This is a genomic window from Pseudomonas reactans, assembly GCF_013387025.1.
GTDB classification, from domain to species: Bacteria; Pseudomonadota; Gammaproteobacteria; order Pseudomonadales; family Pseudomonadaceae; genus Aquipseudomonas; species Aquipseudomonas reactans.
Window position 1 is genome coordinate 391,440 of sequence record NZ_JACAQP010000005.1, and the last position, 23,610, is coordinate 415,049.

Annotated in this window: 22 protein-coding genes; 12 read left to right on the top strand and 10 right to left on the bottom strand. The window is 60.6% G+C overall.

What is annotated here, in order from left to right:
• The first annotated feature begins 34 nt into the window (after positions 1-34).
• Together HX793_RS06205 and HX793_RS06210 are read left to right on the top strand one after the other, a co-directional pair.
• Entirely contained in the window at positions 35-982 is a 948-nt protein-coding gene (locus HX793_RS06205) for a LysR substrate-binding domain-containing protein (RefSeq protein ID WP_178905461.1), read from the top strand.
• 212 nt (positions 983-1,194) lie between these two features.
• A complete protein-coding gene (locus tag HX793_RS06210) occupies positions 1,195-1,605 on the top strand; it encodes an HPF/RaiA family ribosome-associated protein (RefSeq protein ID WP_016978251.1) in 411 nt (136 codons plus the stop codon).
• Positions 1,606-1,669: 64 nt separating this feature from the next.
• Here HX793_RS06210 and fecA read toward each other — a convergent pair whose 3' ends face one another.
• The 3 genes from fecA to HX793_RS06225 all read right to left on the bottom strand — a co-directional run bounded on the left by fecA (position 1,670) and on the right by HX793_RS06225 (position 5,524).
• A complete protein-coding gene (gene fecA / locus HX793_RS06215) occupies positions 1,670-4,006 on the bottom strand; it encodes a TonB-dependent Fe(3+) dicitrate receptor FecA (RefSeq protein WP_177094882.1) in 2,337 nt (778 codons plus the stop codon).
• A 91-nt stretch (positions 4,007-4,097) separates the two neighbouring features.
• Positions 4,098-5,039, bottom strand: coding sequence for a FecR domain-containing protein (locus HX793_RS06220; RefSeq protein ID WP_177050086.1), 942 nt, complete (start codon positions 5,037-5,039; stop codon positions 4,098-4,100).
• Complete coding sequence (locus tag HX793_RS06225; RefSeq protein WP_033902504.1) at positions 5,036-5,524, bottom strand: sigma-70 family RNA polymerase sigma factor; 489 nt, start codon at positions 5,522-5,524, stop codon at positions 5,036-5,038. The genes HX793_RS06220 and HX793_RS06225 overlap by 4 nt, the downstream gene beginning before the upstream one ends.
• Positions 5,525-5,694: 170 nt before the next feature.
• Between HX793_RS06225 and HX793_RS06230 the strand changes: the two genes are divergently transcribed.
• The 5 genes from HX793_RS06230 to HX793_RS06250 are packed head-to-tail and all read left to right on the top strand — an operon-like array spanning position 5,695 to position 9,456.
• A complete protein-coding gene (locus tag HX793_RS06230) occupies positions 5,695-5,997 on the top strand; it encodes a DUF3649 domain-containing protein (protein ID WP_177050084.1) in 303 nt (100 codons plus the stop codon).
• Positions 5,994-7,568 carry a PepSY-associated TM helix domain-containing protein gene (locus HX793_RS06235; protein WP_177050082.1) on the top strand — a complete coding sequence of 525 codons (1,575 nt, stop codon included), beginning with the start codon at positions 5,994-5,996 and terminating at the stop codon, positions 7,566-7,568. The genes HX793_RS06230 and HX793_RS06235 overlap by 4 nt, the downstream gene beginning before the upstream one ends.
• Positions 7,569-7,895 carry a DUF3325 domain-containing protein gene (locus tag HX793_RS06240; RefSeq protein ID WP_177050080.1) on the top strand — a complete coding sequence of 109 codons (327 nt, stop codon included), beginning with the start codon at positions 7,569-7,571 and terminating at the stop codon, positions 7,893-7,895. It begins immediately after the preceding gene.
• Positions 7,896-7,903: 8 nt separating this feature from the next.
• Positions 7,904-8,482 (top strand): RNA polymerase sigma factor, encoded by a 579-nt coding sequence (locus HX793_RS06245; protein WP_177050078.1) that lies wholly within the window; start codon positions 7,904-7,906, stop codon positions 8,480-8,482.
• On the top strand, positions 8,479-9,456 hold the full coding sequence (locus HX793_RS06250) for a FecR family protein (protein WP_177050076.1): 978 nt from the start codon (positions 8,479-8,481) through the stop codon (positions 9,454-9,456). Before HX793_RS06245 ends, HX793_RS06250 begins: the two co-directional genes overlap by 4 nt.
• Here HX793_RS06250 and HX793_RS06255 read toward each other — a convergent pair whose 3' ends face one another.
• Both HX793_RS06255 and yejK read right to left on the bottom strand, forming a co-directional pair.
• Positions 9,457-9,807 (bottom strand): glutaredoxin family protein, encoded by a 351-nt coding sequence (locus tag HX793_RS06255; protein WP_177050074.1) that lies wholly within the window; start codon positions 9,805-9,807, stop codon positions 9,457-9,459.
• Complete coding sequence (gene yejK, locus HX793_RS06260) at positions 9,807-10,811, bottom strand: nucleoid-associated protein YejK (RefSeq protein WP_010212893.1); 1,005 nt, start codon at positions 10,809-10,811, stop codon at positions 9,807-9,809. The genes HX793_RS06255 and yejK overlap by 1 nt, the downstream gene beginning before the upstream one ends.
• Positions 10,812-11,207: 396 nt before the next feature.
• Here yejK and HX793_RS06265 point away from each other — a divergent pair, with 396 nt between their 5' ends.
• Complete coding sequence (locus HX793_RS06265) at positions 11,208-11,489, top strand: HU family DNA-binding protein (RefSeq protein ID WP_003188840.1); 282 nt, start codon at positions 11,208-11,210, stop codon at positions 11,487-11,489.
• 177 nt (positions 11,490-11,666) lie between these two features.
• On the opposite strand, the gene rlmF is transcribed toward HX793_RS06265, so the two are convergent.
• The 5 genes from rlmF to HX793_RS06290 form a co-directional block, all read right to left on the bottom strand.
• Positions 11,667-12,683, bottom strand: coding sequence for a 23S rRNA (adenine(1618)-N(6))-methyltransferase RlmF (rlmF, locus tag HX793_RS06270; RefSeq protein WP_177094880.1), 1,017 nt, complete (start codon positions 12,681-12,683; stop codon positions 11,667-11,669).
• Positions 12,684-12,886: 203 nt separating this feature from the next.
• The gene (locus HX793_RS06275; protein WP_177094878.1) at positions 12,887-15,733 is read right to left on the bottom strand and encodes a valine--tRNA ligase; all 2,847 of its coding nucleotides are present in this window, start codon (positions 15,731-15,733) and stop codon (positions 12,887-12,889) included.
• Between the two features lie 101 nt (positions 15,734-15,834).
• Complete coding sequence (locus HX793_RS06280; RefSeq protein ID WP_177058736.1) at positions 15,835-16,218, bottom strand: DNA polymerase III subunit chi; 384 nt, start codon at positions 16,216-16,218, stop codon at positions 15,835-15,837.
• A gap of 7 nt (positions 16,219-16,225) precedes the next feature.
• Positions 16,226-16,654, bottom strand: coding sequence for a DNA polymerase III subunit chi (locus HX793_RS06285; RefSeq protein ID WP_177058553.1), 429 nt, complete (start codon positions 16,652-16,654; stop codon positions 16,226-16,228).
• Between the two features lie 124 nt (positions 16,655-16,778).
• Positions 16,779-18,269, bottom strand: coding sequence for a leucyl aminopeptidase (locus tag HX793_RS06290; protein ID WP_177094871.1), 1,491 nt, complete (start codon positions 18,267-18,269; stop codon positions 16,779-16,781).
• Positions 18,270-18,552: 283 nt separating this feature from the next.
• On the opposite strand from HX793_RS06290, the gene lptF reads away from it, so the two are divergent.
• The 4 genes from lptF (at position 18,553) to lepB (ending at position 23,554) form a co-directional block, all read left to right on the top strand.
• Positions 18,553-19,671, top strand: coding sequence for an LPS export ABC transporter permease LptF (gene lptF / locus HX793_RS06295; protein ID WP_016978267.1), 1,119 nt, complete (start codon positions 18,553-18,555; stop codon positions 19,669-19,671).
• Positions 19,664-20,743: an LPS export ABC transporter permease LptG gene (gene lptG, locus HX793_RS06300; protein ID WP_178905462.1), complete on the top strand. Its 1,080-nt coding sequence runs from the start codon at positions 19,664-19,666 to the stop codon at positions 20,741-20,743. The genes lptF and lptG overlap by 8 nt, the downstream gene beginning before the upstream one ends.
• A 151-nt stretch (positions 20,744-20,894) precedes the next feature.
• Entirely contained in the window at positions 20,895-22,694 is a 1,800-nt protein-coding gene (gene lepA / locus HX793_RS06305; protein ID WP_028618986.1) for a translation elongation factor 4, read from the top strand.
• A gap of 5 nt (positions 22,695-22,699) precedes the next feature.
• Positions 22,700-23,554, top strand: a complete 855-nt coding sequence (gene lepB / locus HX793_RS06310) for a signal peptidase I (RefSeq protein WP_016978269.1) — start codon at positions 22,700-22,702, stop codon at positions 23,552-23,554.
• Positions 23,555-23,610 lie beyond the last annotated feature (56 nt).

Consider the following 23,610-nt stretch of genomic DNA (forward strand, 5'->3'; position numbering starts at 1 on the left):
TATCCTAAGACACCCTTTAGCAGGACTAAACGCTATGACCCGGCCCCTTCATGGCCAGACGTATGTCTGGTTGCACGTGTTTTCCTGTGCTGCACGGCATTTGTCGTTCACCCGCTGCGCCGAGGAACTGCACATCACGCCAGGCGCGGTGAGCCAGCAGATCCGTCAGTTGGAGGAGCGATTGGGTTTCCGCTTGTTTCATCGGCGCGCGCGGGGGGTGGAGCTGAGTGCCGAGGGGCAGCGACTGGCGACAACGGTGGGGGAGGCTTACGGCAGTATCGACGCGGAGTTGCAGCGCCTGGACGCGGGAATGATCAGCGGCACCCTGCGCCTGCGCTCGATCCCGTCGTTTCTCGGCAAGTGGCTGACCCCTCGGTTACCGCGCTTGCAGCAGCGCTTTCCGGATATCCAATTGCGTATGGTCGCTGAAGACAGCAGCATCGCCCTGCATGAGGGTGACTTCGACCTGGCCATTGACTTGAACGACGGCAGCTACCCTGGCCTGTTATCCACAGCCCTGCTGGACGAACAGATTTTCCCCGTTTGCGCCCCGAGCCTGCTGCGCGGCCGGCCACCGCTGCATGGCCCCGCTGATCTGGTACATTTCCCACTGCTGCACGACATCACCGCCTGGCGTGGGAGTTATGAGTGCGCCGAGTGGGAGTTTTACCTGAATGCAATCGGCTATCACCACGCCGACGTGCGTCGCGGGCACACCTTCAACCGCAACCACCTGACCATCGAAGCCGCCATCGCCGGCATGGGCGTGGCCATTGCGCGGCGCACCTTGCTCAACGATGAGCTGGAGCGTGGCACCTTGATCGTGCCCTTCGGCCTGGCCGTGCCTAACCACAAACGTTACGTATTGCTCTATGCGCCAGGCGCACTGAGCCACCCGGGCGTTCGCGCGGTGCACGATTGGTTGGTTGAAGAAGCAGGGATTTTCCGCGGATTGCACCCGTTGGGAGAGGGGCAATTGTGAGGTTGGCTGGGCATAAGAAGATGTAACCAACTCCCCACCCTAACAGCGTTTTTGCTCGTAGTCAGACTTAATTTGTAATGTGGGATTTATCTTTGCAAAGGGGTTGAATTGTTCTGCTGACTGCTCAATTGTGTAATCAAGAGGTCATGGTTTCACCGACCCGGTGTTGCAGTTGTGACCTCTCGCGAGCTAGCTGAAATAAGGGAAGAACTATGCAAATCCAAGTCAATAGCGATAACCATATTGAAAGCAGCATCCGACTGGAGGAGTGGGTACGTACTACCATTGAGAGCACGCTCGAACGTTATGAAGAAGACCTGACCCGAGTGGAGGTCTACCTGCGGGATGAGAACGGCGACAAGCCCGGTCCCCACGATTTAAGTTGCCGCCTGGAAGCGCGGCCAAAAGGCCATCAACCGCTGTCCGTGCTGCACAAAGCCGATACCCTGGAACAGGCGATCGACGGTGCGGCGACCAAGCTGGACCATGCGTTGGAACATCTGTTCGGCAAACTGCAAGGCAAGCCACGCGCTGCCGGGAAAAACCAGCCGACCACCAAAGTCAACGAAGATGAGCTTGAGCAGGAGTTTCTGGAAAAAGAACGCGCCGTGTTCAACGGCTGACCGTTTTCTCACGCTCCACTAAAAACGGGCCTGCATTTGCAGGCCCGTTTTCGTTTGAGTGGCGTTAGAACGCAATGGAGGTCTGCACGTAGACCGTACGCGGTTCGCCGACGTATTTACCCTTGTTGTTATCGTCGAACGAGCGGGTGAAATACTGGGTGTTGAAGATGTTTTTCACACCCACTGCCACATTCAAATCCGACAATTGCGGGCCGAAGTCATAGGCCGCACGGCTGCTGAACAGCATGTAGCCAGGGATGCGTCCGTTGGCGCCGTTGGCGGTTTCCTTCTCGGTGTTGGCGTTGTCGGCGAACTGGCTGCTCTGGTAGCTGCTGTCCAGGTTGAGCTTCCAGCGGCCTTCGGTGTAGCCCACGCCGAGGGTGCCTTTGTGCTTGGAGGAGAAGGGCACGCGGTTGCCTTTGTTCGGGCCGTCTTCGCGGATGGTGGCGTCGACGTAGGCGTAAGTGGCGTACACATCAAAGCCTGCCAGGGCCGGGCTCAAACCGTCGAGCGCGTAGTTGACGCTGGTTTCGATACCCTGGTGGCGCGTTTCCCCGCGGGCAATCACCGAGTCGTTGGTCTGGTTGCTTTCGTACTGGTTGTCGAAGTTGATCAGGAACGCGCCGATTTCCGCACGCAAGCTGCCGTCGTCGTAGCGAGTGCCGAGTTCCCAGGTGCGGGCTTTTTCCGGTTTCACTTCGCCGCTGGTCACGCGGTTCGGCATCTGGCTGTACTGCACGCTGCCGAACGAACCTTCGGTGTTGGCGTAGAGGTTCCAGCTATCGCTGAGGTGGTACAGCACGTTCAGTGCCGGCAGCGCGGTGTTGTAGTCGCCTTTGTATTTGACGTTGGTCAGGTTGTTGGTCTGCTGGGACTCGATCATCTCGTAGCGAACGCCCGGCGTGATGGTCCACTTGCCGATATCAATCCGGTCATCGATGAAGAACGCATTGGCTTCCGTGCCGCCACGGGTGTCGCGGTCGTTGCGGCTGTTGGTAGTGGGAATCTGCTGGTTGGCGGCAATCGGCGTGCGGTAGCGCAGTTCGTGGCCGGCCTCGTTGATGTAGCGGTAGCCGACGCCGACTTCATGGCTGGTCGGGCCCAGGTCGAAACCTTGGGCGAAGCGGGTTTCGATGCCGCGTACCCAGTATTCGCGTGGGGACAGCGAGAGGAAGGTGCCCTGGTCCAGGTAACCGCTGCGCAAAGTCTTGGTGAAGAAACTGTTCACGGTGAATTCGCGGCGGTCCTGCTCATAGCGATAGCCCACGTTGAACATCGTACGGCGGCCCCAGAATTTGTCGTAGGGGCGGGTGGACTGGTAGGGATCCGCCTTGTAGTCCGCGACGTTCAAGCCACCCGGCATATCGGCCTGGCCTTCGTAGTACTGCGCCATCGCATTGAAGCTGTTGGCGTCATCCAGTTGGTATTTGCCCTTGAGGATCAGGTCGTCGATGCGCGTGTTGCTGTTTTCGCGCCAGTCGCCGCCACGGGTGCCGGAGTACAGAATCGCCCCGCCCAGGCCGTTGTCAGCCGTGCCGCCGGCCAGCAGGTTGCCGGTGGTCTTGAAGCCGTCGTGGCTGGAGGACGGGCTGGTTTCGGTCTGCAAGCCGCCTTTGACCGTGGGTGCATCCGGGATCGCACGGGTCACGAAGTTGACCACGCCGCCGACGTTCTGCGGGCCGTAGCGCACCGCACCGCCGCCGCGCACCACGTCGACCGCGTCCATATTGCCCATGCTGATCGGCGCAAAGGAAAGCTGCGGCTGGCCGTAGGGCGCGAACGGCACCGGAATGCCGTCCATCAGCACCGTGGAGCGCGACGCCAGGCGTGGGTTGAGGCCACGAATGCCGAAGTTCAGCGCCATGTCGTGGCTGCCGGTGCCGTTGTTGTCCGGGGCGTTGACGCCGGGAATGCGGTTGAGCACGTCCTTGGCCTGGGTGGCGCCCTGGCGTTCGAACTCTTCACGACGGATCACATCGCGGGCGCCGGGGTGTTCGAACACATTGGTCTGCGCCGCGTCGCCCAGCCAGTCGCCGACCACGCTGGAGGTGCCTAACTCAATGCTGGCCGGTGCAGTGGCCGGTTGCAGGCTGTAGGCATTGTCGCCTTCGGCACGGGCTTGCAGGCCGGTGCCCTCCAGAAGTTTCTGCAGGCCGTCCGCGGCGCTGTAGTTGCCGGACAAACCACGGCTCTGCATACCCGCCGTCACTTCGGAACCGAAGGAGATCAACACGCCGGCTTCGCGGCCAAACTGGTTCAGTGCAGCTTCCAGCGACGTCGGGGCGATGTGATAGGGCTTGGCGTCGGCCGCCATCACCGGGGGTAGCACGGTCAGACTGAGGCTGGCGCCGAGTAGAAGTTGGCGCAAGGTGCGGGCAAGAAGCGTCGGTTGCTGGGGCATGAAGAGCGGTCCTGAGAAGGAAGGATCAAGGTGGCTTTCCTTCTCTGTCACGCGAGGGGTGGAAAACGGCTCACCGTTTTTTGAATTAATTTCAGGCGCGTGCCTGCACGGTCACCCAGTAGCGGGTAAAGCGCCGCACCTTCACCGGCAGGCTCACTTCCAGCAGGTCGAGAATGCGTTCGCTGTCGTCCAGCGGGTAGCTGCCGGAGATCAGCAGGTTGGCCACCTGTGGGTCGCAATTGACCTGGCCACGGCGATAACGGCCGAGTTCGCCGAGGAAATCTTCCAGGCGCATGTGGGCAGCAACCAGCATGCCGTCGGCCCAGGCGCCGCTGTTGGCGTCGGTGGGGCGCGGGGTGTCCCAACCTTTGCGGGTGAAGTTGACTTGATTCGCGGCCTGGACGTTCAGCGGCAGGCCGCTGTAGGTGTTGGGCATGACCTCGACGTGACCGTCGAGCACCGCCAGTTGGGTGTGATCGTTGAATTGCCGCACATTAAAGCGCGCCACTTGGCTGGTGAGCAGGCCCTGGCCGGTCAGCACCTGCAACGGTGTGCTGCCCGCAATACCGGTCAACAGGATCTCGCCTTCAAGCAGGCGGATCAGCCGTTGCTGGCCATCGAAATGCACATCTACCGCGCTGCCGGTGTTGAGCTGCAACTGGCTGCCGTCGGCCAATTGCACCTTGCGTCGCTGGCCGACGGGACTGCGGTAGTCGGCGGTCAGCGGCGGCAGGATATGTTGCTGGCGCAGGCTCCAGGCGGCAGCGGAACCGGCGCCGAGGATCAACAGCAATTTCAGCGCCTGACGACGGCTGGTGGAGGTTGGCGCATTCAACGCCGCATGGGCCAGGGGCGAGGGCATGCCGCGCAGGCGTTGGTTGACGCGTTGCATATGGTCCCAGGCGCGCTGGTGTTCGCTGTGGGCGTTCAACCACTGTTGCCACGCGGCTTGCTGGCGTGGGTTGAGCGCGCCTTGCTGCATTTCCATCAGCCAGTGCACGGCTTGTTCGGCGACTTGGGTGGAGAAGTTCATAGGGCGAAGTAGCAGCGCATAGCCGCTTTGCTCAGGTGGCGTTTGACGGTGGCGATGGAAATGCCCAGTTCCGCGCCGATTTGCGCGTAGGTCAGGCCATCGAGTTGGGCCAGCAGAAAGGCCCGCTTCACCTGGACGGGCAGGCCGTCGAGCAGTTGGTCCAACTCCACCAGGGTTTGCAGGATGATGGCGCGTTCTTCTTCCGACGGTGCCACGTGCTCGGGCATCTGCGCCAAGGCGTCGAGGTAGGCGCGCTCCAGGTCCTGGCGGCGGTAGAAGTTGAACAGCACACGCTTGGCGACTGTGGTGAGGAACGCGCGGGGCTCGACCAACGTGGGTGTTTCCCGTGCGGTGAGCACACGGATGAAGGTGTCCTGGGCCAGGTCGGCGGCGCTTTCCGGACAGCCGAGCTTGCGTCGCAACCAGCCGGTGAGCCAGTGGTGATGGTCGTTGTACAACACTTCGACGGTATTGGACGGGCTCAACGCGAACACTCCACAAGCATCGCCATGCTTTAGAGAACAAGAATTGTTCGCATTGTAGGGCCCGCGACGGGCTTCGGCAATCCGTCAGGGCAGGTGTTTCATCCGTTCTGTTTTGCTTATGAGAATATTTATCATTAATATTGCGGCCTGATGAACCTGGCGCCTCCCGCATGAAAAGCAAAACCTCGCTGCCTGTCTCCTATCGTCTCGCCGTTACCTCGCGCGTGCTGGCTGCCGTGGTGGGCGGCTATCTGATGGCTTCCCTGGCCAGCATCTGCCTGGCGCTGTGGATACCCACGTCCCGCGCCGACGCCGTGATCACCGGCATGATGAGTTCATTCGTGTTCTACCTGCTGGCCGTGCTCTGGTGTTTCGCTTGCCGCAGCGCCGCACGCGCTTGGTTCGGCGTGATGTTGCCGAGCGCGATATTTGCCACGCTGGCGGGTGTGGGCTTCTGGATGGCACGCACATGAAAGAGGGCTTTCGCCAGGCCATGGCCTGGTTGCACACCTGGGCGGGGCTGATCTTTGGCTGGCTGCTGTTTGCGATTTTCCTGACGGGCACCTTGGCGTATTTCAAGGATGAGATCAGCCATTGGATGCAGCCTGAAGTGCAGGCCCATCCGCTGGACGATGCGCGCAGCCTGACGGTCGCCCAGACCTATCTGCAGCAAGTCGCGCCGACCGCTGCGCGTTGGTTTATCACTCTGCCAGACAGCCGCGATCCTGGTTTGTCGGTAATGTGGCAAGACAAAGTCGACCCCGGCCGCCGCGGCAATTTCATCCAGAAAACCCTCGACCCTGTTACCGGCCAGGCTGTGCAAGCCCGTGAAAGCATGGGCGGCGATTTCTTCTACCGCTTTCACTTCCAGCTGCAAATGCCTCACCCGTGGGGTCGCTGGCTGTCGACGATTGCCGCGATGGTGATGTTCGTCGCCTTGATCACCGGCATCATCACCCACAAGAAAATCTTCAAGGACTTCTTCACCTTCAGGCCCCGCAAAGGCCAGCGTTCCTGGCTCGACGGGCATAACGCGGTGGGAGTGCTGGTGCTGCCGTTCCATTTGATGATCACCTATAGCAGCCTGGTGATCTTCATGAGCATGGTGATGCCGGCGCCGATTCTTGCTTCCTATGGCGGCGACACCCGCGCTTTTTTCAGCGAGGTATTCCCGAATACCAACAACGCGCCGGCGCTGGGCCAGCCTGGAAAATTGCTGCCGCTGGTGCCGATGTACGAGCAAGCGCAGGCACAGTGGGAAGGTGGCCATGTGGGGCGCGTGGCGGTCAATAATCCCGCCGATATGAACGCCTCGGTCAATGTGTTCCGCGCGGGTTCCGACAGCGTGGTGCATGATTTCGGCAGCACCGTTTCCTTCAATGGCACCACCGGCGAGCTGGTGCGGGTGTATGGCGGGCAGTCGCTGCCGGCAGCCATCAGCGGCAGTTTCTATGGGTTGCACATGGGCCATTTCGCCGGGCCGGTGCTGCGCTGGTTGTACTTTATCTGTGGCCTGGCGGGCACGGCGATGATCGGCACCGGTCTGGTGATCTGGCTCGGCAAGCGTCAGCTCAAACATGCCAAGGCTGCGGTAATGCCGTTTGAGTTGCGCTTGGTAGAAGTGCTGAACATCGCCAGCATGTCCGGGTTGATGATCGCCATCGCCGCATTTTTCTGGGCCAACCGTTTGTTGCCGGTGAGCTTTGCCGACCGTTCCGATTGGGAAGTGCAAACCTTCTTTATTGCCTGGGGCCTGAGTCTGTTGCACGCGATCCTGCGTCGTGGCCGCCAGGGTTGGGTCGAGCAACTGGGCTTCGGCGCGCTGCTGTTTATCGCCATCCCACTGCTCAACGCGTTGACCACATCGCACCACCTCGGTGTTTCGTTGGCAACCGGCGATTGGGCCATGGCTGGCTTTGATCTGACCTGTCTGGCCAGCGGCGTATTCCTTGGCTGGGCCGCCTGGAAGATGCAGCGTCGCACCGCGCTGGCGCCTAAAACTCAGCGCGCCCGCCCGCTGGCGCTGAAGCAGGAGGCGAACTGAATGCTGCTCGCGCTGCTGATGTGCTACGCCGGGTTCACTGCACTCTGCCTGTCCACTGACCGTCACCACGGCGAGTTGCTGCACAGCAAACCCTCGTCTCGTCGGCGCCTGGGTTTGCGGGTGATCGGTTGGTTGCTGCTGGTGGTGTCGATCTGGCCGACGGTGGATGTCGCCGGTTGGGGCCAGGGCCTGGTGGAGTGGTGCGCCGTGTTGATGCTCAGCGCATTGCTGCTGGTGCTGTTGTTGCCGTACCGGCCAAGGCTGGCCTTGATCCTGGCGGGCATTGGTCTGCTCGCCAGTCCTGTCGCAGCCTTCGCCACTCTCTGAGCCCGCCCATGATGATCAGCACGCCACCCGAATCCCAGGACAGCCAGCACGCTGACGCGGCAGGTGGGCGTGCGCATTTCCTGCAGGTGTTTTTGTCCCAGCGTTCGCAGATGGAAGCCTTGGTGAGTCGCCGCGTGGGGTGTCGCGCCACGGCGGCCGACCTGGTGCAGGACCTGTTCCTGCGTTTCTGGCGCCGGCCGTTGGTGCAGGTCGAGGAGCTCAGCACCTACCTGTTGCGTTGCGCCGGCAACATCGCCATCGACCACCTGCGCAGCGAAGGTGCACGGGTACGCTGCAGTGAAGGCTGGCTGCCTGAACAGCAAGACAACCAAGGCTCTGAACCCCAGGCAGCATTGGAAGCCGGCAATGACCTGCGCCACGTCGAAGCTGCCTTGCGCAGCCTGCCGGAACGCACGCGGCAGATTTTCCTGCTCAACCGCATCCACGGGCGCAAGTACGCGGAAATCGCCAAGGCCATGGGCCTGTCCCAAAGTGCCGTGGAAAAACATATGATGCGTGCCCTTGAAGCCTGCAAAGCCAGCCTTCGCGAACCATCGCCCCCACGCACGCCAGGGAAAGCACCGTGAACGTCACCCCCACGCCCGCCCAGGAACAAGCCGCAATGGCCTGGCTGAGCCTATTGCATGATCAGCCCAGCAGTGGCGACCAGGCCACTTTCAGCCAGTGGTTGCGGGCTGATCCGGCGCACGTCGAGGCCTACTCCCAGGCCCAGGTGCTGTGGGAGTTGAGCGAAGTGCCAGCGCGCAAGCTGGCGGATGAAGAGGCGTTGGCGTTGCAGGGCTACCTCAATGCGATGAACACCCCGAAACGCTCGCGGGTGGTGCGTTGGTCCGGCGCCTTGGCGATGGCTGCGTGCCTGTTGTTGATGGTGTCCATGGGCGCCGGCTGGCAGCCGTCACGCTGGATCGATGATTTCGGTGCCGACTATGTGACGGCGCCGGGTGAAGTCAAAACCGTCACGCTGGCCGATCAATCCCAGGTGACCCTTGATGCCGACAGCGCGATTGCCGTGGATTTCAGCCATGGCGAGCGGCATATCAAGCTGCGTCGTGGCGCGGGCTTTTTCAGCGTGACCCACACGGGACAATCCTTTGTGGTGGAGGCGGGCAGCGGTGAGGCGCGCGTGCTGGGCACGCAGTTTGAAGTGCGCCTGCAACCGGCAGGTGCTCAGGTGACCGTGTTGTCCGGACGGGTAGGCGTGACGCCATCCAAACAGGGCCAGCAGCAGATTCTTACAGCATGTCAGCAAGTGGCCTACGCCGAGGGTGTTGCGGACCCTCTGCACGCAGTAGACAGTGAATCGCGCCTGGCCTGGCGCGACGGTTGGCTCAACTATTACAAAGCGCCGTTGGCGGACGTGGTCGAGGACCTGGGGCGTTACTACCCCGGCCGCATTCTGTTGCTCAATAAAGAGATGGGAGCCAAGCGCGTCAGCGGCAGTTTCCCGAGCAAGGACCCGCAGGCGGTGTTAAATGCGTTGCAGGCCGTGCTTGGCTTTGAACAGCACACGGTTTTGGGACGGATGATCTTGGTGCGCTGACTACTTCAGCGCCGCCATGATCTTCTCGGGGCTGTATTCGCGAATCAGCGTGCCGTTCACATCCACAAACGGAATTCCGCCCCCGCCCAACGCTTCATATGCCTTGCGCGCCTGGGCATCCTTCTCGATATCGAACGCCTGGTAGGGAATGCCCTTTTGGTCCAGAAAGCGGCGGATCTGCTTGCAGTAACCACACCACTCGGTCGAGTAGAGCACCACACGCGCTGAAGCACGTACGTGCTCCGGCGCCATTTGTGAGGGGTTGAACACCCGTTCGATCTTGCCCCAGTTCTGGATCACCACCACGACCAGCAACACCAGCAGGACTTTTTTAAAGACCCCGCCGAGCATCAGTTACGGCGCTTGAGCTGGTCAGTCAGTTGGGTCGGCAGGCCCTTGATGATCAAGGTGCCGGCGGCTTCGTCGTATTCGATCTTGTCGCCCAGCAGGTGCGCTTCAAAGCTGATGGACAAGCCCTCGGCCCGGCCGGTGAAGCGGCGGAACTGGTTGAGGGTGCGCTTATCCGCCGGGATTTCCGGCGACAGGCCGTAGTCCTTGTTGCGGATGTGGTCATAGAACGCCTTCGGCCGATCTTCATCGATCAACCCTGACAGTTCTTCCAGGCCCATCGGTTCACCGAGCTTGGCTTGGCTGCTGGCGTAATCCACCAGGGTCTTGGTTTTCTCGCGGGCGGATTCGTCCGGCAGGTCTTCGCTTTCGACGAAGTCACTGAAGGCCTTGAGCAAGGTGCGGGTCTCGCCCGGGCCGTCGACGCCTTCCTGGCAGCCGATGAAGTCGCGAAAGTACTCCGAGACCTTCTTGCCGTTCTTGCCCTTGATAAAGGAAATGTACTGCTTGGACTGCTTGTTGTTCTGCCACTCGGACACGTTTATACGTGCCGCCAGGTGCAATTGGCCGAGGTCCAGGTGGCGCGAGGGGGTCACGTCCAGCTCGTCGGTCACCGCCACGCCTTCGCTGTGGTGTAGGAGGGCGATGGCCAGGTAGTCGGTCATGCCCTGCTGGTAGTGGGCGAACAGTACATGGCCACCGGTGGAGAGGTTGGACTCCTCCATCAGCTTCTGCAGGTGCTCGACCGCCGTGCGGCTGAAGGTGGTGAAGTCCTGCCCACCGTCAAAGTATTCCTTCAACCAGCCGCTGAACGGGTGCGCGCCAGACTCGGCATGGAAGAAACCCCAGGCCTTGCCTTGTTTGGCGTTGTAGCTCTCGTTGAGGTCGGCAAGCATGTTCTCGATGGCGGCGGACTCGGCAAGCTCGGAGTCGCGGGCGTGGAGAACTGCAGGTGTGCCGTCGGGTTTTTTGTCGATCAGGTGGACGATGCAATGACGGATCGGCATAGGCTTCTCGGCTGGTTGAGCGGGGAGCGGTGGGCCTCCCCGAAAAGTCGCCAAGTGTACCGCACCATTGGCCGAGACGGGCTTCGAAGGGTGTTTTGGGCCCCTTCCGACGGGCCATATGCCTTTTTTTCACGGTTTAGAGCGATAAAGCTGACCAAATGGGTAGGTAGAGGCGGATATTTCCCCGTCTCTGTGCTAGTTTTGCCCCGTCTTACGCCAAGTCTCGGCGATAAGCGTGCATTCAGCATCTGTCAGGTCGAACCAATCCCCGTTTCAAGCATCTATAACCCCGATCTCCGTGGTTATAGCCGGGGGTGCCAGGCCATGACGGTCGGGCTCGACGGCTGACACTGCACTCTGCAATCCATATGAATTTGATAGGGAAGGAACACCACAATGGCTATTACTAAAGACCAACTGATCGCTGACCTGGCTGAAGCAGTAGACGCACCGAAAACCACCGTGCGCGCTCTGCTGGACCAACTGAGCCAAGTTGTTGCTGACCAGCTGGAAAACGGCGGCGAAATCACTCTGCCAGGCGTTGGCAAACTGAAAGTGACCGAGCGTCCTGCCCGTACTGGCCGTAACCCTTCGACTGGCGCTGCCATCGAAATCGCTGCCAAGAAAGTTATCAAGCTGGTTGTGGCCAAAGGCCTGACCGACGCTGTTAACAAGTAAGACGCAGCAAAAAAAACCGTGCTCCGGAGCGATCCGGGCACGGTTTTTTGTTGCCTGTAGGAGCGAGCTTGCTCGCGAGGATCGCCAACGATGACGCGGGCATTCTGAATAAGCGCGGTGTCATTGCGTTTTTCGCGAGCAAGCTCGCTCCTACAGTGAAGCAGGCAGCGTTTAGACTTAGCGCACCCAGCGCTGACGCCAGATATGCTGCTCGTTCTTGGTCTGGAAAGTCCACGCCACAAACCGGCTCTGCTTCTGGCCCTGGGACATTTCCACCACTTGGCTCTCCAGCACGCCGGCCTTTTTCAGGGCCGTCTCGATCGCGGGCAAGTTCGACGCTTTCGACACCAGAGTGCTGAACCACAGCACCTTATGGGCAAAGTGCGCACTTTCGGCAATCAGTTGTGTCACAAAACGTGCTTCACCACCTTCACACCACAACTCGGCCGATTGGCCGCCGAAGTTCAGCACCGGCAACTTGCGCTTTGGGTCCGCCTTGCCAAGGGCGCGCCACTTGCGTTCGCTGCCCTTGGTGGCTTCATCCATGGACGCATGGAACGGCGGGTTGCACATGGTCAGGTCAAAACGCTCGCCCGGCTCCAGCAGGCCCAGCAGGATCTGCTTGGGATTGCTCTGCTGGCGCAGCTGGATGACTTTGCTCAGGTCATTGGACTGCACGATGGCCTTGGCTGCGGCCACGGCAATAGGGTCGACTTCTGAGCCGAGGAAATTCCAGCGGTATTCCATGTAGCCAATCAGCGGATAGACGCAGTTGGCGCCCATGCCGATGTCCAGCACCTTGACGATGGAACCGCGCGGAATCTTGCCGTCGTTGGTGTTGGCCAGCAGGTCGGCCAGGAAGTGCACGTAGTCCGCACGCCCCGGCACCGGCGGGCAAAGGTAGTCCTGCGGGATGTCCCAGTGCTGGATGCCATAGAAGGCTTTCAGCAGCGCTCGGTTGAACACCCGCACCGCATCGGGGCTGGCAAAGTCGATGCTTTCCTTGCCGTACGGGTTGATGATCACGAATTTCGCCAGTTCCGGCGTGGTCTTGATCAGCGCCGGGAAGTCGTAACGGCCTGTGTGGCGGTTGCGTGGGTGCAGGGTCGCCTCTTTACGCGGCGCGACGGGCTTGGCCGGGGCGGCGGTTTTGGGCTTCTTGCGTGGAGGCTTGGGCGTGCTGGGGGCGGTCATGATGATTCTGGTGTTGGCTCAAAGTGGTGGGTATTGTCACACATCTTGGACCTAACTCGGTCAACTGTGGGAGCTGGCTTGCCTGCGATGGCATCACCTCGGTCTGCTTGAAGGACCGAGTTGCCTGCATCGCAGGCAAGCCAGCTCCCACAAAAAACAAAAAAAAGAGACCCGAAGGTCTCTTTTTTCACGCGAATCAAGCCTTACAGGCTGGAAATCCGCGCATGTTGCTCCGCCAGCTTGCCCAGGGCCTGCTCAGCCTCGGCCAGCTTGGCGCGTTCTTTCTCGATCACTTCAGCCGGTGCCTTGTCGACGAAGGCCGCGTTGGACAGCTTGCCGCCCACGCGTTGCACTTCGCCCTGCAGGCGGCCGATTTCCTTGTCGAGACGTGCCAGTTCCGCGCCCTTGTCGATCAAGCCAGCCATCGGCACCAACACTTCCATCTCGCCAACCAAGGCGGTAGCGGACAGCGGTGCTTCGGCGCCGGCGGCCAATACGGTGATCGACTCCAGCTTCGCCAGCTTCTTGAGCAGCGCATCGTTCTCGGTAAGACGACGCTGGTCTTCAGCGCTGGCGTTCTTCACAAACACCGCCAATGGCTTGCCCGGCCCGATGTTCATCTCGGCACGGATGTTGCGCGTGCCCATCATCAGGGTCTTGAGCCATTCGATATCGCTTTCGGCCGCCTCATCGATGCGCGCTTCGTTGGCCACCGGCCAAGGTTGCAGCATGATGGTCTTGCCTTCGATACCGGCCAGCGGCGCCAGGCGCTGCCAGATTTCTTCGGTGATGAACGGCATGAACGGGTGTGCCAAACGCAACGCCACTTCCAATACGCGCACCAGTGTGCGACGAGTGCCGCGCTGGCGTTCGACCGGCGCGTTTTCGTCCCACAAGACTGGCTTGGACAGTTCCAGGTACCAGTCGCAATACTGGTTCCAGATGAACTCGTACAAAGCCTGTGCGGCCAGGTCAAAACGGAACTGGTCGAGCTGGCGGGTCACTTCGGCTTCGGTGCGTTGCAACTGCGAAATGATCCAGCGGTCGGCCAGGCTCAGTTCGAAAGCTTCGCCGTTCTGGCCGCAGTCTTCGCCCTTGTCCAGCACGTAGCGCGCGGCGTTCCAGATCTTATTGCAGAAGTTGCGATAACCTTCGACGCGGCCCATGTCGAACTTGATGTCGCGACCGGTGGAGGCCAGCGAGCAGAAGGTGAAGCGCAGGGCGTCGGTGCCGTAGCTGGCAATGCCGTCGGCGAACTCGTCGCGGGTCTGCTTCTCGATCTTCTTCGCCAGTTTCGGCTGCATCAGGCCCGAGGTGCGTTTTTGCACCAAGGTTTCCAGGTCGATGCCGTCGATGATGTCCAGCGGGTCCAGGACGTTCCCCTTGGACTTGGACATCTTCTGGCCCTGGCCATCACGCACCAGGCCGTGCACGTACACGGTCTTGAACGGTACCTGCGGCGTGCCGTCCTCGTTCTTCACCAGGTGCATGGTCAGCATGATCATCCGGGCAACCCAGAAGAAAATGATGTCGAAACCAGTGACCAGCACGTCGGTGGAGTGGAATTTCTTGAGGAATTCGGTCTGCTGCGGCCAGCCCAGGGTGGAGAAGGTCCACAGGCCCGAGCTGAACCAGGTATCCAGTACGTCGTTGTCCTGTTGCAGTGCAATGTCGGCACCGAGGTTGTGCTTGGCGCGCACTTCGGCTTCGTCGCGGCCAACATAGACTTTGCCCGACTCGTCGTACCAGGCCGGAATGCGGTGGCCCCACCACAGCTGACGGCTGATGCACCAATCCTGGATGTCACGCATCCACGAGAAATACATATTTTCGTACTGTTTCGGCACGAACTGGATGCGGCCATCTTCCACGGCGGCAATGGCAGGTTCTGCCAGCGGCTTGGTGGACACGTACCACTGGTCGGTCAGCCACGGCTCGATCACGGTGCCGGAGCGGTCGCCTTTCGGCACCTTCAGGCCGTGGTCGTCAACGCTCACCAGCAAACCGGCAGCGTCGAAGGCGGCCACGATCTGCTTGCGCGCTTCGAAACGGTCAAGGCCGGCGTATTCGGCCGGGATCTTGCCGTCGATGCTCTCGTTCAGCGTGCCGTCCAGGTTGAACACCTGGCAGGCCGGCAGTACGGCGGCATTTTTGTCGAAGATGTTCAGCAGCGGCAGGTTGTGGCGCTTGCCGACTTCGTAGTCGTTGAAATCGTGGGCCGGGGTGATTTTCACGCAGCCGGTGCCGAATTCAGGGTCGCAGTAGTCGTCCGCGATGATCGGGATGCGACGGCCGACCAATGGCAGCTCGACGAACTTGCCGATCAGTGCCTGGTAGCGCTCGTCATTCGGGTTAACCGCAACGGCGGCATCGCCGAGCATGGTTTCCGGACGAGTGGTGGCGACGATCAGGTAGTCGTTGCCTTCAGCAGTCTTGGCGCCATCGGCCAGCGGGTACTTGAGGTTCCACAGGAAACCTTTCTCGTCGTGGTTTTCCACTTCGAGGTCGGAAATCGCCGTGTGCAACTTGGTGTCCCAGTTGACCAGGCGCTTGCCGCGGTAGATCAGGCCGTCTTCATGCAGGCGCACGAAGGCTTCTTTTACGGCTTCCGACAGGCCGTCGTCCATGGTGAAGCGTTCGCGGCTCCAGTCGACGGACGAGCCCAGGCGACGGATCTGACGGCTGATGTTGCCGCCGGACTGGTCTTTCCATTCCCAGATCTTTTCCAGGAATTTCTCGCGACCCAGGTCGTGACGGTTCTGGCCGGTGGCTTCGAGTTGGCGTTCCACCAACATCTGGGTGGCGATGCCAGCGTGGTCGGTGCCCGGCTGCCACAGGGTGTTGCGGCCCTGCATGCGGCGGAAACGGATCAACGCATCCATGATCGCATTGTTGAAGCCATGGCCCATGTGCAGGCTGCCAGTGACGTTCGGTGGCGGAATCATGATGGTGTAGGAATCGCCCGCGCCTTGCGGGGCGAAATAATTCTCGGATTCCCAGGTGTTGTACCAGGAAGTTTCGATGGCGTGCGGCTGGTAGGTCTTATCCATGCGCGGCGGGACCCTAGTTGGCATTTATTCAGGAAAGCCGGCAAGTATAACGGGGGATAGGGGAGAGGGGTAGGAGCGAGCAAAATCGCTCCTGATAGGACTTATGACTGGTATTGGCTCAACAACCGTTCCATTCGCGCATCCAGCCGACGCTTGATCTCGGTCTCGATATGCGGCGCAAAGTCGTCGATCACGTCTTGCATGATCAGTTGCGCGGCGGCGCGCAGCTCGTTGTCCAGGTGCAGCAGCAGGGCGTCTGGCCCTTTTTCAGCGGGGGCAGGTTCGACGGCGGGGGCTACCGCAACCGGCTCCGGCGCGGCGGGTTTGCCGCCGACCATGTCGAACAACAGCGGAATCTGTACCTCGCCCTCGACCGATTCGGTCAACAGCGGCGGTTGCAAGTCATCATCACCGAGCAACTGACGGATCGACTCCAGGTCGTCCAGCAGGTGGTCGTCTTTTTTTATAGGGTTGGGATTGTCCATCATGTACTCAAAGTCGTTGTAGCCGGTGATCTTGCAGAGGATAGCCCTGTTCGCGGTAGAAACGGAAACTCTCCCGCGCGGCCTGACGAATCGCCGGGTCTTCCACCACCACTTCCGCCACACGGGCGAAGGCCTTGGCGAACTGCGGTACTTTCAGGTCCAGGTTGACCAGCAGGTCCTGGTGATCGCCACAACTGTCGCCTAAACCCAGGACAACCAGGCCGTCGGGTTCGGACTCGGCGGGGCCGTGAGGCACGAAACTTTCGCCCTTGAAGCGCCACAGTCGGGCATCCAGCTCATCGCGTTGGGCGGCATCGCTGCAATGCAGGTAGATGCGGTGGCCCATGCGCCAGGCTTTTTCGGTGAGTTTGCAGGCAAAGTCCAGGCGCGCGAGCGGGTCGGCGCTGGGCAATATATAGAAGTCGACTTGGGTCATTGCATTTCCTGGTCGTGCGCATACCCCTTGTAGGAGCCGGCTTGCCGGCGATGAGTCCCTTGAATCTTATAGCGATTTCAAGGCAGCCATCGCCGGCAAGCCGGCTCCTACAGGGAGGATTGCGTTAGGCCTTGGCGCGATCCAGCAGGTACTGGGTCAGCAGGGGAACCGGACGGCCGGTTGCGCCCTTGTCCTTGCCGCCGCTGGTCCAGGCCGTGCCGGCGATGTCCAGGTGTGCCCAGTTGAAGTTCTTGGCAAAGCGCGACAGGAAGCACGCAGCGGTGATGGTGCCGGCTTTCGGGCCGCCGATGTTGGCGATGTCGGCGAAAGGGCTGTCCAGCTGTTCCTGGTACTCATCGAACAGCGGCAGTTGCCAGGCGCGGTCGTCGGCCGCTTTACCGGCGCTGAGCAGTTGCTCGATCAGCTCATCGCTGTTGCCCAGCAGGCCCGACGTGTGGGAACCCAGGGCGACGATGCAGGCACCGGTCAGGGTGGCGATGTCGATCACGGCCTGTGGCTTGAAGCGCTCGGCGTAGGTCAGGGCATCGCACAGCACCAGGCGGCCTTCGGCGTCGGTGTTGAGGATTTCGACGGTCTGGCCGCTCAGGGTGGTGACGATGTCGCCCGGACGGGTCGCGCCGCCGCTCGGCATGTTCTCGGCGCAGGCCAGGATGCACACCAGGTTGATCGGCAGCTTGAGTTCCAGCACGGCACGCAGGGTGCCGAACACGCTGGCGGCGCCGCCCATGTCGTACTTCATCTCGTCCATGCCCAGGCCCGGCTTGAGGCTGATGCCGCCGGTGTCAAAGGTGATGCCTTTGCCGACCAGGGCGTAAGGCTTCTCGGACTTCTTGCCGCCGTTGTATTGCATCACGATCAGGCGTGGCGGCTGGTCGCTGCCCTGGCCCACGGCATAGAACGAGCCCATGCCCAGTTCCTTGATCTTCTTCTCGTCCAGCACTTCGACTTTCAGGCCTTTGAACTCTTTGCCCAGCGCCTTGGCTTGTTCGCCGAGGAAAGTCGGGTGGCAGATGTTCGGCGGCAGGTTGCCCAGGTCGCGGGTGAACGACATACCGTTGGCGATGGCGGTCGCGTGGGTCACGGCGCGCTCAACTTCAGCCTGGGCGGCCTTGATGGTCAGCAGGGTGATTTTCTTCAGGGCGCGGGGTTCGGCCTTGGTGCTCTTGTACTGGTCGAAAATGTAGCCGCCGTCCACCAGGCTCTCGGCCAGCAGGCGGGTCTTGCCGTAGCTGTCACGGCCTTTGACCACGACTTCATCGAGTGCCAGCGTGGCGTCAGTGCCACCCAGGCCCTTGAGGGTAGTGAGGATGCCGCTGACGATTTTGCGGAACGGACGGTCGCCCAGTTCAGCCTCTTTGCCCACGCCCACCAGCAATACGCGGTCGGCTTTCAGGTTGGGCAGGCTCTGCAGCAACAGGCTCTGGCCGACTTTGCCGACCAGGTCGCCGCGCTTGAGCACTGCGCTGATGGCGCCGCCGCTGAGTTCGTCGAGTTGCTTGGCGGCAACGCCGAGCTTGCGGCCTTCGCCGATGGCGACCACGAGGGTGGCGGTTTTCAACGTTTCGGGGCTAACGCTTTTTACAACCAATTCCATTTTCGGGTCCCTTATAAAGGTCGGTTAGCCAGGAGTCTGTACTCCGGCTTTAATACCAGGCAGTTGTGTAAACCGCCGGCGACAAAGGCCGCAGTTTGAACCTCGCCGACGGAGCCTGACAACCCTTGTCACCCGCTTTGTGCACGTGCATGAGCAAGCTCCGTGACAGGCGCGGTCAATCACAGGATAATGCGCCATCTTTTTAGCCGGTCCGTGCAAACGGGCTGACTCGGTATGCTTGCTTGTTTGGCCGCCTTAGCCTGACAACCCTGGAGTGTCTGGTTTGATCGTCTTCCGTTATCTGTCCCGCGAAGTCCTGTTGACCTTGAGTGCCGTGAGTGCGGTATTGCTGGTCATCATCATGAGTGGTCGTTTCGTCAAATACCTGGCCCAGGCTGCCTCCGGCGCCCTCGATCCGGGCTCGCTGTTCCTGATCATGGGCTTTCGTCTGCCGGGCTTCCTGCAGCTGATCCTGCCGCTCGGCCTGTTCCTAGGGATCCTGCTGGCCTACGGCCGCCTTTACCTCGAAAGCGAAATGACCGTGCTCTCGGCCACCGGCATGAGCCAGCAGCGCCTGCTGGGCATGACCATGATCCCGGCCGCCGGCGTTGCGCTGATCGTGGCCTGGCTGAGCCTGAGCCTGGCCCCTCAGGGCGCCATGCAGTTCCAACTGGTACTGAATAAACAGGACGCGATGACCGAGTTCGACACCCTTGAACCCGGCCGCTTCCAGGCGCTCAATGATGGTTCGCGGGTGACCTACACCGAAACCCTGACCGACGACCGCGCCAATCTGGGCGGTGTGTTCATCTCCGAGAAACGCCTGGGGCAGGACAAGAAAGACCGTGGCATTTCTGTGCTGGTGGCCGATTCCGGTCGCCAGGAAGTGCGTCCTGACGGCAGCCGCTACCTGATCCTGGAAAATGGTTACCGCTACGATGGCAGCCCGGGCATGGCCGACTACCGCGCGATCAAATACGACACCTATGGCGTGATGCTGGCCCGTCCGGACATCAGCGACGAAGTCACCGACCGCGACGCCATCCCGACCACCGATTTGTTCGGCAGCAAGGAACTGCGCTCGATTGCCGAGCTGCAATGGCGGATTTCCTTGCCACTGCTTGTGTTCATTGTGACCTTGATGGCGGTGCCGCTGTCGCGCGTCAACCCGCGTCAGGGCCGCTTCCTCAAGCTGTTGCCGGCGATCCTGCTGTACATGGCGTACCTCACCATCCTGATTTCCGCCCGTGGTTCCCTGGAGAAGGGCAAGCTGTCGCCGACCCTGGGCCTGTGGTGGGTGCACGGGATCTTCCTGGTGATTGGCCTGGGCCTGCTCTATTGGGAACCGATCCGTTTGAAAATGATGAGCCGTCGTGGCCAGAAGGAGTTGGCTCGTGGCTAAGCTCGATCGCTACATTGGTAGCAGCGTACTGATCGCCATCCTGGCGGTATTGGGCATCATCCTCGGGCTGGCTTCGCTGTTCGCCTTTATCGATGAAGTCGGCAACGTCACTGACACCTACACCGTGTGGGACGTGCTGAGCTACGTGGCCCTCACCGCGCCGCGCCGCCTCTACGACATGATGCCGATGGCCGCGCTGATCGGCTGCCTGATCGGCCTCGGCAGCCTGGCCAGCAACAGCGAGTTGACCATCATGCGCGCCGCCGGCGTGTCCATCGGTCGTATCGTCTGGGCGGTCATGAAGCCCATGCTGCTGCTGATGGCGTGCAGCGTGTTGATCGGTGAATACGTAGCGCCGCCGGCTGAAACCACTGCCCAGGCCAATCGTGCCCTGGCCCAGGGGTCGGGCGATGCGCAAAGCTCCAAGCACGGCCTATGGCACCGCCAGGGCGATGAGTTCATCCACATCAACGCCGTGCAGCCGGGTGGACTGTTGATTGGTGTTACGCGCTATACGTTCGACAAAGAACGTCACCTGCTGGAGTCAAGCTTCGCCAAACGTGCGCAATACGGTAGCGAAAAATGGCAACTCAGCGACGTCACCACCACCTACTTCCGTAATATCGGCCAAGGCACCAAGGCCAGCACCGAAGTGATCAACGTGCCGAGCCAGGAGTGGGATATCGCCCTCAAGCCGGAACTGTTGAATACCGTGGTGATGATCCCCGAAAGCCTACCGATCTCCGGGCTGTGGGGTTACATTCACTACCTGAAGGACCAGGGCCTGAACAATGGCCGCTACTGGCTGGCATTTTGGGTCAAGGTGTTGCAGCCGGTGGTCACCGCTGCACTGGTGCTGATGGCCATTTCCTTCATCTTTGGTCCGTTGCGTTCCGTGACCCTGGGTCAACGCGTATTCACAGGCGTGCTGGTGGGCTTCATCTTCCGTATTGCCCAGGACCTGCTCGGCCCGTCGAGCCTGGTGTTCGGCTTCTCGCCGCTGTTTGCGGTGCTGGTGCCCACTGCCATCTGCGCCCTGGCCGGCTTCTGGCTGTTGCGCCGGGCCGGTTGATTGCGCGCTTATGAACAAAAAATGCCCCGGTCGAGAGATCGGGGCATTTTTGTTCTGGTCAGCAAAGATGACGTCCGGCCCGGGCATCAGGTACAATTCCCGGCTATTTTTCAGCGGGCAATCTGCCTGCAGCCTTTTTGAGTGTTGATCCGTGAGTGATTTGAGTCATATCCGCAATTTCTCCATCATCGCCCACATTGACCATGGTAAGTCGACGCTGGCCGATCGATTCATCCAGATGTGCGGCGGCCTTGCCGAGCGTGAAATGGAAGCCCAGGTACTGGACTCCATGGACCTCGAACGCGAGCGCGGGATCACCATCAAGGCCCACAGCGTTACGCTGTATTACAAAGCCAAAGACGGCATCACCTACCAACTGAACTTCATTGACACCCCAGGCCACGTCGACTTCACCTACGAAGTCAGCCGGTCCCTGGCGGCCTGTGAAGGTGCCTTGCTGGTGGTTGACGCAGGGCAGGGTGTGGAAGCGCAGTCGGTTGCCAACTGCTACACCGCGATCGAGCAGGGCCTGGAAGTCATGCCCGTGCTGAACAAGATCGACCTGCCTCAGGCCGAGCCTGAGCGCGTCAAGGAAGAGATCGAGAAGATCATCGGTATCGACGCCACCGACGCCGTCACCTGTAGTGCCAAGACCGGCCTGGGTGTCGACGAAGTGCTCGAACGTCTGGTGCAGACCATTCCAGCCCCGACTGGCAACTACGAAGATCCGCTGCAAGCGTTGATCATCGACTCCTGGTTCGACAACTACCTGGGCGTTGTCTCCCTGGTACGCGTGCGCCACGGCCGTGTGAAGAAGGGCGACAAGATCCTGGTCAAGTCCACCGGCAAGATCCACCTGGTGGACAGCGTCGGTGTCTTCAACCCCAAGCACACCGCGACCGTTGATCTGAAAGCCGGTGAAGTAGGCTTCATCATCGCCGGTATCAAGGACATCCACGGCGCGCCGGTGGGTGATACCCTGACCCTGAGCTCCACGCCGGATGTCGACGTGCTGCCAGGCTTCAAGCGCATCCAGCCTCAGGTCTACGCGGGTCTGTTCCCGGTCAGCTCCGATGATTTCGAAGACTTCCGCGAGGCCCTGCAAAAGCTGACCCTCAACGACTCGTCGTTGCAGTACACCCCGGAAAGCTCCGACGCCCTGGGCTTCGGTTTCCGCTGCGGCTTCCTGGGCATGCTGCACATGGAAATCATCCAGGAGCGCCTCGAGCGCGAATACGACCTGGACCTGATCACCACCGCGCCAACGGTTATTTTCGAGTTGTTGCTGAAAACCGGTGAAACGATTTACGTCGATAACCCGTCCAAGCTCCCGGATCTCTCGGCGATCGAAGACATGCGCGAGCCTATCGTGCGGGCCAACATCCTGGTTCCGCAGGAGCACTTGGGCAACGTTATTACCCTGTGTATTGAAAAGCGTGGCGTGCAGCGCGACATGCTGTTCCTCGGCACCCAGGTCCAAGTGACCTACGACATGCCGATGAACGAAGTGGTATTGGACTTCTTCGACCGCCTCAAATCCACCAGCCGCGGCTATGCTTCGCTGGATTACCATTTCGACCGTTACCAATCGGCTAATCTGGTGAAACTGGATGTGTTGATCAACGGCGACAAGGTCGATGCCCTGGCACTGATCGTGCACAAGGACAACGCGCACTATAAAGGTCGCCAGTTGACCGAGAAGATGAAAGAACTGATTCCGCGCCAGATGTTCGACGTCGCGATCCAGGCCGCCATCGGCGGGCAGATCATTGCGCGGACCTCCGTCAAGGCACTCAGAAAGAACGTACTGGCCAAATGCTACGGCGGTGACGTAAGCCGTAAGCGCAAGCTGCTTGAGAAGCAAAAAGCCGGTAAAAAACGCATGAAGCAAGTAGGTAACGTGGAAGTTCCACAAGAAGCCTTCCTTGCGGTGCTCAGGTTGGATAGTTAGGTCCTATGTCGCTAAATTTCCCGCTGTTGCTGGTCATCGCCGTTGCCGTTTGCGGTCTCCTGGCGTTGCTCGATCTGGTGTTCTTCGCCCCGCGTCGGCGGGCGGCTATCGCGTCCTATCAGGGAAGCGTTAGCCAGCCCGATGGCGTGGTGATCGAGAAGCTGAACAAAGAGCCTTTGCTGGTTGAATACGGCAAGTCGTTCTTCCCGGTGTTGTTCATCGTGCTGGTGCTGCGTTCGTTCCTGGTGGAGCCGTTTCAGATCCCCTCGGGGTCGATGAAACCTACCCTGGACGTCGGCGACTTCATCCTGGTGAACAAGTTTTCCTACGGGATCCGCCTGCCGGTGATCGACAAGAAGGTCATTGAAGTCGGTGACCCGCAGCGTGGCGATGTGATGGTGTTCCGCTACCCGAGCGACCCGAACGTCAACTACATCAAGCGTGTGGTCGGCCTGCCGGGCGACGTGATCCGCTACACCGGCGACAAGCGCCTGTTCATCAATGGCGAGTCGGTGGCCGAGAAACTGATCGGTTCCGAGCCGAACAGCCTGGGTAGCGCTGAGCTGTACCAGGAAAAACTCGGTGCGGTGGAGCACGAAATCCGCAAGGAAATGAGCCGCTACCGTGCCCAGCCTGACGGCCAGTGGACAGTGCCGGCCGGGCACTACTTCATGATGGGCGACAACCGCGACAACTCCAATGACAGCCGGTACTGGGATGACCCCAACATTCCCAAGGACCTGCTGGGCATGGTTCCCGACCAGAATATCGTCGGCAAGGCCTTCGCGGTCTGGATGAGCTGGCCGGAACCCAAACTCAGCCACTTGCCGAACTTCTCGCGAGTCGGGCTGATCAAGTAATACAGGCGGCGCTGTGAACACAGCGCCGAATGCTTTTCTGGGGTGGGGACAAATCT